This window comes from Fodinibius sp. Rm-B-1B1-1 (assembly GCF_038594945.1).
Taxonomy (GTDB): domain Bacteria; phylum Bacteroidota; class Rhodothermia; order Balneolales; family Balneolaceae; genus Fodinibius; species Fodinibius alkaliphilus.
Window position 1 is genome coordinate 496810 of record NZ_JBCFYD010000001.1, and the last position, 13140, is coordinate 509949.

15 protein-coding genes are annotated in these 13140 nt (G+C 41.7%); 10 read left to right on the forward strand and 5 right to left on the reverse strand.

Annotation, left to right across the window (positions count from 1 at the left end; genetic code table 11):
- Window positions 1–9: 9 nt before the first annotated feature.
- The 5 genes from AAFH98_RS02195 to AAFH98_RS02215 form a co-directional block, all read right to left on the reverse strand.
- The gene (locus AAFH98_RS02195) at window positions 10–1020 is read right to left on the reverse strand and encodes a hypothetical protein (protein ID WP_342521035.1); all 1011 of its coding nucleotides are present in this window, start codon (window positions 1018–1020) and stop codon (window positions 10–12) included.
- Between the two features lie 174 nt (window positions 1021–1194).
- Window positions 1195–2310, reverse strand: coding sequence for a YaaC family protein (locus tag AAFH98_RS02200; RefSeq protein WP_342521036.1), 1116 nt, complete (start codon window positions 2308–2310; stop codon window positions 1195–1197).
- A 143-nt stretch (window positions 2311–2453) separates the two neighbouring features.
- Window positions 2454–3428, reverse strand: coding sequence for a DUF4145 domain-containing protein (locus AAFH98_RS02205; protein ID WP_342521037.1), 975 nt, complete (start codon window positions 3426–3428; stop codon window positions 2454–2456).
- A 150-nt stretch (window positions 3429–3578) separates the two neighbouring features.
- On the reverse strand, window positions 3579–4541 hold the full coding sequence (locus AAFH98_RS02210) for a hypothetical protein (protein ID WP_342521038.1): 963 nt from the start codon (window positions 4539–4541) through the stop codon (window positions 3579–3581).
- Between the two features lie 91 nt (window positions 4542–4632).
- The gene (locus AAFH98_RS02215) at window positions 4633–6663 is read right to left on the reverse strand and encodes a tetratricopeptide repeat protein (protein WP_342521039.1); all 2031 of its coding nucleotides are present in this window, start codon (window positions 6661–6663) and stop codon (window positions 4633–4635) included.
- 228 nt (window positions 6664–6891) lie between these two features.
- On the opposite strand from AAFH98_RS02215, the gene AAFH98_RS02220 reads away from it, so the two are divergent.
- The 10 genes from AAFH98_RS02220 (at window position 6892) to AAFH98_RS02265 (ending at window position 13140) form a co-directional block, all read left to right on the forward strand.
- Complete coding sequence (locus tag AAFH98_RS02220) at window positions 6892–7908, forward strand: hypothetical protein (protein ID WP_342521040.1); 1017 nt, start codon at window positions 6892–6894, stop codon at window positions 7906–7908.
- A 162-nt stretch (window positions 7909–8070) separates the two neighbouring features.
- A complete protein-coding gene (locus AAFH98_RS02225; protein ID WP_342521041.1) occupies window positions 8071–8313 on the forward strand; it encodes a hypothetical protein in 243 nt (80 codons plus the stop codon).
- Window positions 8314–8400: 87 nt separating this feature from the next.
- The gene (locus AAFH98_RS02230) at window positions 8401–9369 is read left to right on the forward strand and encodes a transglutaminase-like domain-containing protein (protein ID WP_342521042.1); all 969 of its coding nucleotides are present in this window, start codon (window positions 8401–8403) and stop codon (window positions 9367–9369) included.
- A gap of 9 nt (window positions 9370–9378) precedes the next feature.
- Window positions 9379–9792: a hypothetical protein gene (locus AAFH98_RS02235; RefSeq protein ID WP_342521043.1), complete on the forward strand. Its 414-nt coding sequence runs from the start codon at window positions 9379–9381 to the stop codon at window positions 9790–9792.
- Between the two features lie 16 nt (window positions 9793–9808).
- On the forward strand, window positions 9809–10171 hold the full coding sequence (locus AAFH98_RS02240; RefSeq protein ID WP_342521044.1) for a hypothetical protein: 363 nt from the start codon (window positions 9809–9811) through the stop codon (window positions 10169–10171).
- Between the two features lies 1 nt (window position 10172).
- Complete coding sequence (locus AAFH98_RS02245) at window positions 10173–10484, forward strand: hypothetical protein (RefSeq protein ID WP_342521045.1); 312 nt, start codon at window positions 10173–10175, stop codon at window positions 10482–10484.
- 3 nt (window positions 10485–10487) lie between these two features.
- Window positions 10488–11162: a hypothetical protein gene (locus tag AAFH98_RS02250; protein WP_342521046.1), complete on the forward strand. Its 675-nt coding sequence runs from the start codon at window positions 10488–10490 to the stop codon at window positions 11160–11162.
- Window positions 11155–11565 (forward strand): hypothetical protein, encoded by a 411-nt coding sequence (locus tag AAFH98_RS02255; protein ID WP_342521047.1) that lies wholly within the window; start codon window positions 11155–11157, stop codon window positions 11563–11565. Before AAFH98_RS02250 ends, AAFH98_RS02255 begins: the two co-directional genes overlap by 8 nt.
- Window positions 11562–11885, forward strand: a complete 324-nt coding sequence (locus AAFH98_RS02260; protein ID WP_342521048.1) for a peptidoglycan-binding domain-containing protein — start codon at window positions 11562–11564, stop codon at window positions 11883–11885. The genes AAFH98_RS02255 and AAFH98_RS02260 overlap by 4 nt, the downstream gene beginning before the upstream one ends.
- A 1-nt stretch (window position 11886) precedes the next feature.
- Window positions 11887–13140 (forward strand): P-loop NTPase family protein, encoded by a 1254-nt coding sequence (locus AAFH98_RS02265; RefSeq protein ID WP_342521049.1) that lies wholly within the window; start codon window positions 11887–11889, stop codon window positions 13138–13140.

Sequence of the window (13140 nt, forward strand, 5' to 3'; positions counted from 1 at the left end):
TACTTCACTTTAACCTTCCGCAAGCTTTCTACCCAATAAAGCTTCAAATCTATTTATAAGCATTGATTTAAGTTCGGTAATGTTACTGTATGCCGGCACATTATGAATGGCTAAATCAAAATGTATTTCGGTTCCTTTCTTTCGATATAAAATCGGTTTTTTATCCATTGCATGAGCATAGCCGATTTCGTAGTAAACATTAGGCCTTGAACCAGACAAATCCGCAATCAAGTATTCAGATTTCCGTATATGTTTTAGAATCACGTCGGTAATCCGATCTTGATGCTCAATATCATCTGCTCTGATTGCTTTTAGTCCAAATTTATCACAGACTTCTTTAATAGTATTTTTTACATCTTCCAGTCCTGGAATGTCTTCATTCATATGCATCATAATAAAAACGGTATTTTTGTAAATACCCTCCTTTTCCTCTTCTTGCTTCTCAGGAATAGAAAATTCATTTCTATTACTATTACTGCGTTTCTCTAGTTTCTTATTGATTTGATCCTTTATATCAGAATAACTGAGATACTCTATTATAACACCTTCTCTTTCTAACCTTATTTTTGAGTACCCTTCTACATCTTTTTCACTTGATGCTCCAGACCAAAAGTTTCCGAGGTCCCTCAAATAGTCAAAGATCTTCCTGACCCTTTCCTCTTGAATACTTAGACTTTCAGCAATTCTTGCAGAACTAACTTCCTCTAGCTGAGGATTAGCAACTAATTGCTTTCTAACTTCTTTGATTACTGCATCAGTATCATTTAGTAATTGATTATTTGGATCAACTAAAAAGACCCCCAATAAAGTAAGTTCTTGATATCTGTCGTTTCTCGTATCACTCACATAAAAATTTGAATTGACATTTGTTGGGTGAAAGTCATCAGATAAATCATCCCAAAGGTCTACTAATAATTCTCGGGAATTTGCTTTTCCTTCCCCATTCGTCTGTTCATAAACACTCTCTATCCATAAAAATTCATCTTGTGTTAGCTCGTTTTTCTCTTCTTCTAAAGTCATTTTTTCAATTATGTTAATTAAACTCTGAGAATGATAAGGGCTTAAATTGGATCAGAATTTTAGCTATTTGTAATAAACTTGCCTTTAATTGTTTGGGTTAATTCTTGCTGAAAAATTTAGGGAAACTAACCAGGAAGAAAAAAGCATATCCGTTTCCCTATTGCTAGCAAGTATCTAAACTATCGATGGTTTTACAACATCTCTTTTTGCAAATTCACTCGCTACTAAGTAAACAAATTGTACTAATTGGTTATTTATAAATTCAGAGACAAACGTACTGTAGTTTGACTTCATAATCTTCTTAAATTGGGATGGTCTATATCTTGTAATCGAACTTAGATAGAATGAAAAAGCATATATAGAGGCTAATTGTGGTAGAACTAGCTCATTATCAGATTTATTTGCCATATAGGCATAATATTTTCTGTAAGGCTTGCTACTCGACAATACCACCCATGTTGGTGGTATTAATTTATTGCTTAATTGCTCTAAATAATCAGAAGGCCAACCACCGTGAGTTATAGGGGTATCTAATTCAAATTCATAATAAATACCATCGCTGGAAACATGAGAGAAGTTATCTTTTAAATCTGTCCGCTTTAAGAAGTCTTTTACCGAAACTCTCAACCTCCTTAAATCATGTTTCTCAACTTTAAAATTCATCCATAGCTCATTATCATCATTATTTAACAATGTAATATCCTTTAAAGAGATAAATTTTTCTGCACTTCGTGTTGAGGAACACATTATTCTATGACCATTTAAAATTTGATAAACAATATCTGATAATTTAATTATTGCTCTATTTTTCAATCGATCATTAGTCAAAAATTGATAGAAATCGTCAAACAAGTTGGAGGTTGTACCAGATGACCGGTAATAAACTAGTTTATGATTTTCGAAAGATAAGTCTGAGTTAGATTCCTGTAAGCCATGTTTAGCTTCATCAACAGAAGGTTTAAAACCTCGCTTGAGCAGTAAAGTCTTAACCAGATTCATCATACAATAATATAGAAGCAATGGTTTTGAGGCTATGGATGTACTATTATTATAAGCTTTTTGAAAGTCTACAGATTGTTCAAAATAATATTCTGCATCCGTCCTTATTTGGTCATTTTCAATTTCATTTAGCGATGCCCTGATTAATCCCCATGGATCATTAGTAAAAACTTGTGTCTGAGTTGTTGCTCTTCCTCGCCCCCTTCTTAGAATAGGCCAATAAGTAAATTTTACTGGACGTTCATTCACATGTAGCTGTTCACCAACTCTTTTTTCTCTTGTACGTGACATGAAAGGTTCGATTTCAAACAGTCAGACGTAAAAATTGCTGACCTAAGTATTAAAATTGACTATAAATGAAAGGGTAATCATAAAAAGTTAGGCTACCAAGATCAGAAAACCCACTTCATTCGAATAAACTATTTTTTTAACTACTACCCACCGAATGCGGCCGCTATTTTTTCGAAGTCATTTATTTTTTTTAATTGATAAAAATCCCACTCAGCTGTCATCCCAAATTGATTTGGCTCGGATACTATGATCGCATAAATCACATTATTTTCTTCAAGATTGGTCGACTTAATGTACTCAATCAATTCATCAGTTAAATCAACAACAACAGTTGCGCCTGGCACATATACTTGACCTTCAATTGTTGTTTCTTTGAAATCGATATCAAGATCAAGAATTTTATAAAAGTCCTCCTTCACAACTAAGTCTTGATCTGGTGAGAATGCAGTTGGAAATTTGAGTAAATGAGAAGATACATTCCTCAGCTTCATTATTGTCTCATTAAAGTTTCTTGCGTCTTCATTATCGGGTTTCGCAATATTTTTTATTAACTCAACGAAGTTTTCAGGGGTCAATTTGTCATTAGCAAAGAGAATTGATCTAATAACTGATTTTAAGCTATTTAATACATTTAGAGCATCTCTCTTTAATTCTGCTTCATTTTTAACTTTAAAGTCATCATTATAGTGCAAACAGTCATTTCTAATTTTTCTTATATCATCAATTGAATCGAAGATATCTTGTGTTATTAAGCCATCATCTAAAAGGTTGTTTGATCTTTGATACTGTGTATCATTTTCGTATTCAGGTTTACCAAGTTTGATTGCTAGATATTTTAGAAAATCTTCAGCTGAAACACCTATCAAAGCAATACAACTAGTATAGAAACCTAACTCATATAAACTCTCTGCTTCACGAATGAGTTTAATAAAGTCACTTGTCTCAGATAAATATTGGATTTCTTCAATCTCCCATTTACGGTCAATCATATCATCAATATTATCATTTATCCACTCATTGATAATGTTTTCATAAGCATCTTTATCTCTCTTCTCGAACTTTTCTTGTAGCTCATTGGGTACTAAGTCATAATTATATTTATGAAAGTCGATATACATAATTTTGTATTTGTTAGAATTGACTTACATAAGCTTTATTAAAATAAGTGACGCCTGAACATTGAGTTAATCAGTAACTTTAAAACAAAAACAGGTCGCGAGGCTTAACCAAATAGCATCTTCCTTTTTTAAAGAGTTATTCTGATAACTTTATTCGATTTTATTTTTCTTTTCGATTATACGATCAAGAGTTTCTTCATATTCTTTTAATTGTTGGAGAGGGACTTGCAGTCTATTTATTTGATTGAGACCTAAGGAATGATGAGCTCCAATACCTTCTTTACCAACAATCGATGTGAGGATTTTTTTAAACTCCTTTAATTGACTTAGCGGAACTTGTAATCTACTAATTGGATCTCCTATAATCGCTCGTGTATGGATGTTACTTCCTGCGATAGATTGGAGTATTTTTTTAAACTCTTTTAATTCATCTAATGGTACTCTCAACTTAGAGACATGGCCTTTCTGTGATAATCCAGGTACGGATATTTGTGATGCATTTGAAAAGCCAGTTATCTGATTCAGAACATTTTGAAACTCTCTGAGTTCTTCAGTGGGTATATTGTTTTTACTCTCTTTAATCACTTCATTAATTCTATCATTTATTTCGTGTAATACTTCATCTCTTGAACTAATAAAAGATATTTGTTCCTCCTTTGTCATATCTATATCGAGAAATTCAAGCCTTACGCCATAACAAGGTGGAGAATCTAAAGCTTGAGAAACTCTCTCTAAGTGATAAACATCTATTTCTATTTTCTCATCTATATTTTTTAATTCTTTTCTTTCAGCAACAGTTATTTCTTGATTTGTAAAAAAGATAAAACCTTGTTGATCTGTCATTTTTTTGAAGTCATTGTTAAACTTTTTCTTCAATTTTGACCAACTAAGTTCATTTTTTGAAAAAGTAACTGCTACTAAAAATACCTTATTATTTTTATAACAGATTATATCTTTACCTTGATCAGGACCACCATGGGGATGAGAAGGATCTAAAAATTTGAATCCTTCATATCTTAATGTTTGCGATGCCAGTCGCTCTGCTTCTTTGCTACCTTTAGTCCAATTTTTAAGTCTATGCCATGTTTCATCTCCAGAATTTCTTCTACCCATAAAAATATTTTGGTTCGCGTTGATTTAATTCCTAATTATGTAAAATAGAACTTAAAACTTTATGCACCTCCTTTTGAAGAAGTACTTAACATTATTCTGACCAACGAATTACATTGTAAGCCCCTTTTACAATTGGCTCTATGCTAAGATCAAACCACTCTTCTATATGATTTAACTCTTTAAGTACCTGGTCCTTAAAGTTATCATCATAATTATTCTGGCCCAATAGCCAACCCATCTGTCTTGAAGCTTCGACAAGTAATACTTCTGGTAAAACTATAACTAATTGAGTCATTTTTTCGGACTGCCTTTCCACTGGATCAGTTTTGTGTTTTTTGATAAGTAGTTCACTGCAAAATTTATTAAGATCGATAAATTCCTTTAGGTGTTTTTCAAGTACTGAAATGAGTTTGCTTTTTGAAAGGTCTGGGGCTATCTGATCAACTAACTTGGCAAATTGTATTGCAAATTTAAATTCGATCTTTTGTAAGGTCTTTATTTTAAGATCAAAATTTTTAAAAAACTCTTTCCCAATATTATTACTCTCACGATATACCATATATGAATCCATATTGTTAAACAGAATTCTCAAGTCTTCATACTCTAAATTAGAAACATATTCATCGGAAAAGTTAAACCCCACAAGTTCAAGTGATTCTTGTATTAATAATACAGCCTCCTTTGTGATTTTTTCTTCGAAATAAATTTTTAGCAATTCTTTTCTTAATCCAAAATCCTTTGGAAATCTTGAAATCAATTCTTTTAAAAGTTGTATTGCCTGCTTTTTTATTTGCTCATCTTTATTCCAAGAATTAATCAATATTGATAGTTTTAGACTTTTCAATGACTTATCACCCGGATAAATTTGTTGCCCTGATCCAACAAGGCTTAAGGCAGTCTGTGTCTCACCTAGATCTTCATGAAATTTAGCTAACCAATAATAGATTACACTGTTATCAAAATATCCATTTTCAGAAATGCGTAAAGCTTTATTCAATAACTTAATCGCTTGATGATATTCACTGAAAATATTACCTAAAGTAGCAGCTTTGCTGATTAAGGCTTCAATTAAATCCGGCTTTAGCTCTAAGGCTTTGTCGAGACATTCCATCTCTTTTTCATGTTCCTTAAGGTAGTAATAGCATTCGCTTAAATTTTTCCAAATTCTGGGATCATTAGGATTACCCTGCAGTGCTTTCTTATAATATTCCAACGCCTCAGAATAGTCTTCTAAGCCAGCACACATATTTCCAAAGTTGTAATAATCATCCCATCCCCATGAATCGCGACTTATATCAAGCATGATAGCTTTTGCATCTTTAACCATTTCCTTGTGTTGCTCTTTTCGCCCTTTATCACACAAAATAGCCGCTTTCATTTTTAACAATTGAGTATCTGAAGACTTTTTTCGAAGCGCTTTGACTATAAATCTAAGTGCCTGTTGATAATTATGAGTCTGATAGTAACACCATGATACCAGAGAGTTTATTTCCGGATTATCTAATGAATTGTCTCTAACAAATCCTATAACTACTTCATATTTTCCTTGTAAGTATAGAAGTATCAATTCACGATATGTTACAGTCCCTTGAAGTGATTCAATCAAAGATTTTTCAAGAGGGCGGCGATCAACTTCAATATCTTTTAACAGGTGATTATCAGCAATCAACTTTTTGTGGATATCCTCAAAGGCACTTGTATCAAGCATCTTCTGGAAAGTATAGCTAAAAGTTTTTTGGTTAGTACTTTCCAGATCTATTTGTTTTGCGTTTGCTGAAAGTGCAATCTGACGTGTCCACTCCCAATAAAAAGCATCTTCATCAACTGAATAAATAATGAACAAGGAGTGTATAGTATTAAGAAGATAATTAATAGTATTTATCGGTACGGGGAATCGAACACTATCACTTTTAGTTTCCTTCTTTTGACTTTTTACTTGAACATGAGCACGTATATTTGTGACGCTGCCATCACTAACTACTTCTAAAATTCGGTCCACCCCATAATCTCCTCCATCTTCACTCCTAAGTATGAATAGGTCATTTGGCAGTAGTTCTCTGAGTTTTCCTAGACTTTTTGCTTCCTGCTTATGCGATGAGTGATGTTGAGGCAAATTCCCCATGATATTTTTTCGGTTGTTTTACATTTACAAAAAAGAACTTCGAGATAAGATGTGGTGATTCAAAACTAAAAGGATCATCTTTTCCCAATCCGTCCCAAACGGAAACAACCCATCGCACCCTGTTCCAGCCCATCCCGGGGTATTTTTCCTGATTTGAATTAGTGTTACGTTAGCATCAGTTATTGATCACAGTGGTGCTATTGCATTACGCTAACCAACGCTAATCAGATGCCTGAAACGCTGGAAAATATGCCTAACGAAACCCAAGAGCGGGATTACGCCACCTGCCTGCAAGAGCTGGAGCAGGGCCTGCCGATCTTTGGACGCATCACCGGTACCACCGACGGGCTCCAGCAAGTTGAGAAGGAGCTCCCCTTTAATTTTCGTCAGCCCTTCAATGTGGTCAAGGCAATATTCAAATTGGACCCAGGGCTGTATTCTCTACACACCGGCATCGACGAAGATATTGTTATTGGCTTTCGCATTGATCCACCTGACGAGCAATCGGATACCCTGTTACAAGAAACTACAAAAGCCAGCAGATCCACTCCTGAAAATTACTACCAGCAACGAGCTCTGCGCCTGGAAGGCGAGCTGCATGACGCCGACCGGAAGATTCGCCAACTCGTCGATGAAATCATGGGCCTCAAGCGACAGCTATCCGAAGACAAAACGGCTACGCTGCTAACCCATCAAAAAGAGCTGGGCGACCTCAAGGAATCTCACCGCAACGAAATTGACCGCCTCAAAGAAATTCAACGAAGTAACCTCAAGGCTCTCGAAAAAGAGCTTGGAGAGCTGGAAAAGCTGAAATTCCGCATGGAAATGGAACAACGAGCTGGTGGCCGAGACGCCGGAAGCCGCATGCTGGATATGCTGGAAGAAAATGCCCCGATGTTTTTTACCGTAATCTCCCAACTGTTTGCGGGTCAGAGCGCAAGAAATCAGCAAATAAATACGCCGACTGGCACTCCGGATATCAGTGAAGAGCAAGCTAAAGCCATGGCCGAATCTCTTAAAAGCCAACTTCAACCTACTTCTGGCTCGCTACCCCAACAACCCCATAGCCCCTCTACCGACGAGGCGAGCCAACCCAAAGGTGTCGGGGACCAGACTCCTCGGCACCTTCCCTCCGACGACAACTCGGAAACTGAGCCCGACGAACTTGGAACACCTGCCACTCTGAATGGCATGTTTGACCCGCCCCACACCAACGGCCACACCGAACCAACCATCAGCCTGTAAGATTCCACGATGAACCCCGGACAACTAACCCTTTTGAAAATGGCCTTGGAATACTTGGCTGACCAGCCCTGCGGATACGCCTGCTATGCCAAGCGCATTAAATCCCAGCTGGCTTTGATGCAGCAAGGCGGGCAACCAATCACCGCGACCGACTGGGTCCGGATGGCAAAGATACTTTCTGTGGAAGCGATAAGCAGGGATATAGGAGCCGAACGCATTGCAAAAACAATATATCCCCTTGTGGATGGATTAGGGCAACACGCTAATACGCTTTGCTATATCCCTGCCCCTTTCGCTTGTAATCAATTGTTGAGTTTCACGGGCACGACCGTCAGCCCGCAGGTCCGGCGACTGCTCACCGATGTCATCGCTGAGCTGCAAAAGCTCGTCAAATCCAGCCGGTAATCATATCCATGTCAACGATATCAACAACTATTGAGTAGCAGCTATCCCATACCAACTTCCCGCAACGCAGTCACGACCCATGGTTCAGTGACGAGCACTAAGGCGGCAGCAAACTCCTCCCAAGGAGATGCTGCCGCCTCTATTATTGCCCACCGCAAGCAATACCCGGGAATCGAAGGCGTCCTGGAACTGGCTTCCCAGCTTGTTACCAAATATACCGGACGCGAGGATATCCGCGGACTAGCGCTAAAAATTACCCGCAAGGTTCCCAGGAATATTAACACCGGTCTTCCTGACCTGCGGAATGTAGATCAAATTGCGGGTGCCATTTACAAGTGGATAACGAAAAATATCAACTACGTGCGCGATCCATGGAATATCGAGCGGATCCAATCCCCCGATGTCACCATCCGGCAAAAAGCCGGAGATTGCGACGACCACGCGATTCTGTCAGCGGCCCTGCTGCAAAGCCTGGGCATCCAAACCGGCTTTCGGATTGTCAGCCGAACAGGACGAACCTATGACCATATTTATACCGTTTTCCGATCCCCAGAAGGGTGGAAATCCTTTGATACGACCGTTGCTAAATATCCCGGGTTCAGGTTTGACGAGCGGCTGATCAAAAAGTCCAAGCACCTGCCCAACCGGATGCCGGATGGATTAGGCATTGATCCCGTTACCCTCACCGCTGCGGCTTCGTCAGCACTGCAAATGGGCGTCACCATGAAACCACTGTTTTCCAAATGGTTTGGCGCCAAAGATAAGGGCGAACGCACCCAGCGCGGACAATGGCGCGATTACCTGATGGTCCGAGGGGTCCGTTCGGACGTGATTTCATTTTCCCAAAAGGATAACGCCATCCTCCAGCAGTACGCTATGGTAATTCAAGAGCACGGACAACCGGCCGTTGATTACCTGAACAAATATGGAAGTTTGGACAACAGCTTTCTGGCCAACCAACAACAATCTCGAAACAAAAAATGGCTCCTGTACGGCGGACTCTCAGCCGGGCTTCTCACGCTTGGCGGGATCAGCTACTGGGCCCTCAACCATTAACAACTGTTTATGAGTAGTTCCTATCTGCAACCCATTGCTATACAACCCGAAAATGATCAATTGATCATATCCAGCCAGCTTCCCAGTGGTGGACTGGAAGGTTGGGAGGAAGATGATCCCTGCCGGTATGCCAACCAAAGCTGCAAGGGCAAAATGTTTGGAAAGCTCAAAAGCTGCAGGCGCAAGCGCGAAAAATCGCAAGCCCTCTGCAAAGCTCACGAGCGTAAGCTAGCTGAGAAGAAGAGAATAGAACAGGAAAAACAGCAGCTCATGACGGCCTTACAGCATAACGTCACCGATACGGCTGCCAAACAAGAGACCGCATCCACAGCTATGATAGCAGGGGCAGCGGTGGGCGGGGTTGCCATTTTGGGAGCCGCCATCATGTTTGTCGCCAAAAAGAAAAAATTGAAATCCCAATAAGCATATCCCAATCCCTATGAACAGCAGCTCCTACGATCAGTTAGATTTTTTGCAAACGACCCAGCCGTTTAACTACACAAACAGTTTCCTCCCTCCCGTGGGATCCACAAGCAGCACCTCAAAGAAAACCAAGTTTGGCAGTATCCTCAATGACCTGTCCAGCTTTTTAACCACAGCGGCCGATACCGCCGTAACTGTGGATGGAGTTATAAATGGCGGAAAACCTCAATCTGGGGGCACTGGCCTGACGCCCGAGCAACAGATGGCGTTGATGCAAGCCCAGAAGTCAAATGGAAATATGACCTCCCTTCTACTTATTGGCGGCGTTGTCGTCGTAGGCGGAGGTATTATGTACACCCTGTTAAAAAAGAAATCCTGATATGACCGAAGCTATTCAGACAACAACCCATCCGGTTGGGATCTCTCACTTTATTGACGGACACATTCCCAACGGGCGGTATCCCAATCCAACGGCCTCGCAAGAAACCGTGTACCTGCAACCCACCGTCCAGCTGCAAGAAGTAGCAAAAGGCGCGGAAGTAACGGGTCAATCCAAGCAAACCCTTTGCGGACGCCTGGCCGAAGAGGATCCCGTCAAAGGAATTCGCGCGTGGTTTAACCGCAATAAAGCTACGCTGGGATGGATTGCCGGTGGATACCTGGCGCTGCGAATCATAACCCGAAGGAGGTAACCAGTGAGCTATTCTAACTACAGTGACAACGGGTTAGGCTCGGCTTCCATATCCGGCAATATCATAAGCTCGGAAGCCGGTGAACTCCGCATCATCGGACGTCATCCCGAGCGCGGGCTCCCGAAATCCGGGGTACCCTTTTCAGTAGATGTGGAGGTCGATATCTACCGCACCTTTTGGAACTCGTTCCTTTTTGTCGTCTGCCCGGATGTAGTGGTTGCCGCCCTGGATCCCCAAAACCGATCAGTCTTAGCGATATCCCGTATTGTTACCAGTATGTGGGATGGCTGTCGCGGCCAAGCCCGACTAGTCTTCGGGCGCTCGTTCCGACCAGATCGAAATCATCCCGTCATATTTGAGCTTCACTACAGCAATGTTACGGAGGCAAATATCTCACAGGCCAAGCCACTCGCCTCCTCGAACGTGATGACCCTTGATCTGGATATCCAGGAAGGCCAACAAAGTGGAGTGTACGCCCAGCCCACCGAGTCCTGGTATGAAATCAACCTACCGGACCCTGTGGGTGCATTCAGCGGCGTCAACAGTACGCTCACCAAAGCCCTGTGGCTGATTGGTATTGGCGCGGGCGCGTACTTCCTGGCACCTCTGATGCCCGGAGTTCGAGACAGCGTAAAACAAATGGCTGGGACGAAACAGAAGGAGAAATCTGATGAATGAGTTAATCGAAGGCCGAGACTACCAGATCGTCGATGACGGGATGGGTGATCTTAGCAGTTACCTGCGCCAAACCAGTCGAAACGCATTTAAGAAAGCAATCGGGCTAGCCGACCGTGCCCTGAGCGGGCGTAAAGGACAAGCTGCTACTACGGCCCTTGTCCTGGCTGATCTGACCAAAGACAGGCGCTCCTTCCAGCAAGTATTCAACGGAAATGCCGACGTCATCAATCAGTACTTCGAGCACGTCGATCTGCAGGCGGTAAGCGATATGATCGGACTCCAAGATTCGGTCGCTAAAAGCAAGCCTGCGACAATAATCAAACATGCAGGTATTCTCTCGGCCGGTATTGCCATCGGTGTAGCCGGCCTTTCCCTATATAACAGAAAACGATCTTCAACATGACTCTTAGCATAGGCGACAAAGGTCCGCAGGTCATGCACCTGCAATCAGCACTGAAAGCCCTAGGTATCGGGCTTCCCAAATATGGCGTTGATGGCATCTTTGGCCCCGAAACACAGGCAGCCGTCAAGCAAGCCCAACAAAAATTGAGACTACCACCGAGTGGAACAGCTGATGAAATATTACTCAAAAGGCTCGGCATTACTCAGCAATCCCTACAAGTGCCAACAAAAGGGGCCTTACCCAAACCAGCCCTCCTTGTAATAGGGACCATCGCCATTATTGGAATTGGAATCGCAATCAAACGAACGAAACGAGATTAATATGGAATCCATGACTGCCCAGCAGCTTGCAAAACTGAATATCAAAGGCATAACAATAGCCCAACCCTACGGGCGACTGCTCGGCGAACCCGAGAAGAATGCCGTCATTTTTATCTGGGGCGAAAAAGGAGCCGGTAAATCAACGATGAGCCTGGGACTCGCTGACGCATTAGCCGAACATGGCCGCATCGAATATATCCCCGCCGAAGAACATTTTGGTAAAACCTTGGTCGACCGCGTAAAACGCCTGGGAGCTACCCACCGGAACCTGAATTTTACCAAATGGAAATCGATTCAGGCCCTCAAAGAAATTCTGCTTAAAAACAGGTCCTTCGCCTGCATCCTGGATTCCATTTCGGTGATTGATGCCAACGCGAAGGAAACGGTCGAGCTAGCCCAATGGTGTCGCGAAAACGGAATCATGTTCGTCATGGTCTCCCATGCCACCAAAGACGGACAGTACAAAGGCAACACTAGCATCGCCCATGAGTGTGATATCGAAATTAAGGTTACCAAAGAAGGCGGAGCCGAAACCGAAAAGAATCGCTACCGTGAACTTACTGCTATCGCCGTACCCTTTACGGCCCAAGACCGTGAAGGAGCACCAGCTAACCCTGCCACTAAAGAAGCAAGCAAGTCGGACACCCGAGAAAACCCGGTGGATACCCCTTTTAAGATTACCCTCAAAGAGATCGACAAGCTCCACAAAATTCGATCCTGGAAACGCATCAACTCCATGTTTGGAAGCAAAATGCCCTGCTACGGGTCCAAGCATTCCGGGGAATCCGAAAACGCCCACCTGTCTATCCGGTACACAGCCGACTATCCCAAGAAGCGGTACATCATGGACTTGCTGCTGGACGGCCACCTGGAATACCAAGCATGCACGGAAGGCAAAGGAGGCGGGCTCAAAGCGTGCTGGAAAAAGTTAGTCAACAAATATGGCGACCTGGAAATCCGAATTTATAAGCAGGACCACGCCAAAGTCGTGCTAGGCGCCAAAGAGTACAAACGCCAGGAACGCGCGCTTGGCAAAAAAGAAAAATCTACTGCGACTAACCCACCTGCGCCAAAGACCAAGAAGAAACCAGCTTCTAAAAAGAAACCAACTCCTGTTAAGCGATCAAAGAAAACTACTACCAAAAAGAAGGACAACAGTACATCTGACGGGAAACCCCAGCAGCGAGTAGACATCGAAGCGGCCAAAGAAAGTCAGGCTAAATTGGACGCCTTCCTAACCAAAGTATTAGGCTAA

Bases quoted from the DNA above. Each gene is read 5' to 3' on its own strand.
- AAFH98_RS02195 (WP_342521035.1), bottom strand. From the start codon at position 1,020: ATGACTTTAGAAGAAGAGAAAAACGAGCTAACACAAGATGAATTTTTA.
- AAFH98_RS02200 (WP_342521036.1), bottom strand. From the start codon at position 2,310: ATGTCACGTACAAGAGAAAAAAGAGTTGGTGAACAGCTACATGTGAAT.
- AAFH98_RS02205 (WP_342521037.1), bottom strand. From the start codon at position 3,428: ATGTATATCGACTTTCATAAATATAATTATGACTTAGTACCCAATGAG.
- AAFH98_RS02210 (WP_342521038.1), bottom strand. From the start codon at position 4,541: ATGGGTAGAAGAAATTCTGGAGATGAAACATGGCATAGACTTAAAAAT.
- AAFH98_RS02215 (WP_342521039.1), bottom strand. From the start codon at position 6,663: ATGGGGAATTTGCCTCAACATCACTCATCGCATAAGCAGGAAGCAAAA.
- AAFH98_RS02220 (WP_342521040.1), top strand. From the start codon at position 6,892: ATGCCTGAAACGCTGGAAAATATGCCTAACGAAACCCAAGAGCGGGAT.
- AAFH98_RS02225 (WP_342521041.1), top strand. From the start codon at position 8,071: ATGGCAAAGATACTTTCTGTGGAAGCGATAAGCAGGGATATAGGAGCC.
- AAFH98_RS02235 (WP_342521043.1), top strand. From the start codon at position 9,379: ATGAGTAGTTCCTATCTGCAACCCATTGCTATACAACCCGAAAATGAT.
- AAFH98_RS02240 (WP_342521044.1), top strand. From the start codon at position 9,809: ATGAACAGCAGCTCCTACGATCAGTTAGATTTTTTGCAAACGACCCAG.
- AAFH98_RS02245 (WP_342521045.1), top strand. From the start codon at position 10,173: ATGACCGAAGCTATTCAGACAACAACCCATCCGGTTGGGATCTCTCAC.
- AAFH98_RS02255 (WP_342521047.1), top strand. From the start codon at position 11,155: ATGAATGAGTTAATCGAAGGCCGAGACTACCAGATCGTCGATGACGGG.
- AAFH98_RS02260 (WP_342521048.1), top strand. From the start codon at position 11,562: ATGACTCTTAGCATAGGCGACAAAGGTCCGCAGGTCATGCACCTGCAA.
- AAFH98_RS02265 (WP_342521049.1), top strand. From the start codon at position 11,887: ATGGAATCCATGACTGCCCAGCAGCTTGCAAAACTGAATATCAAAGGC.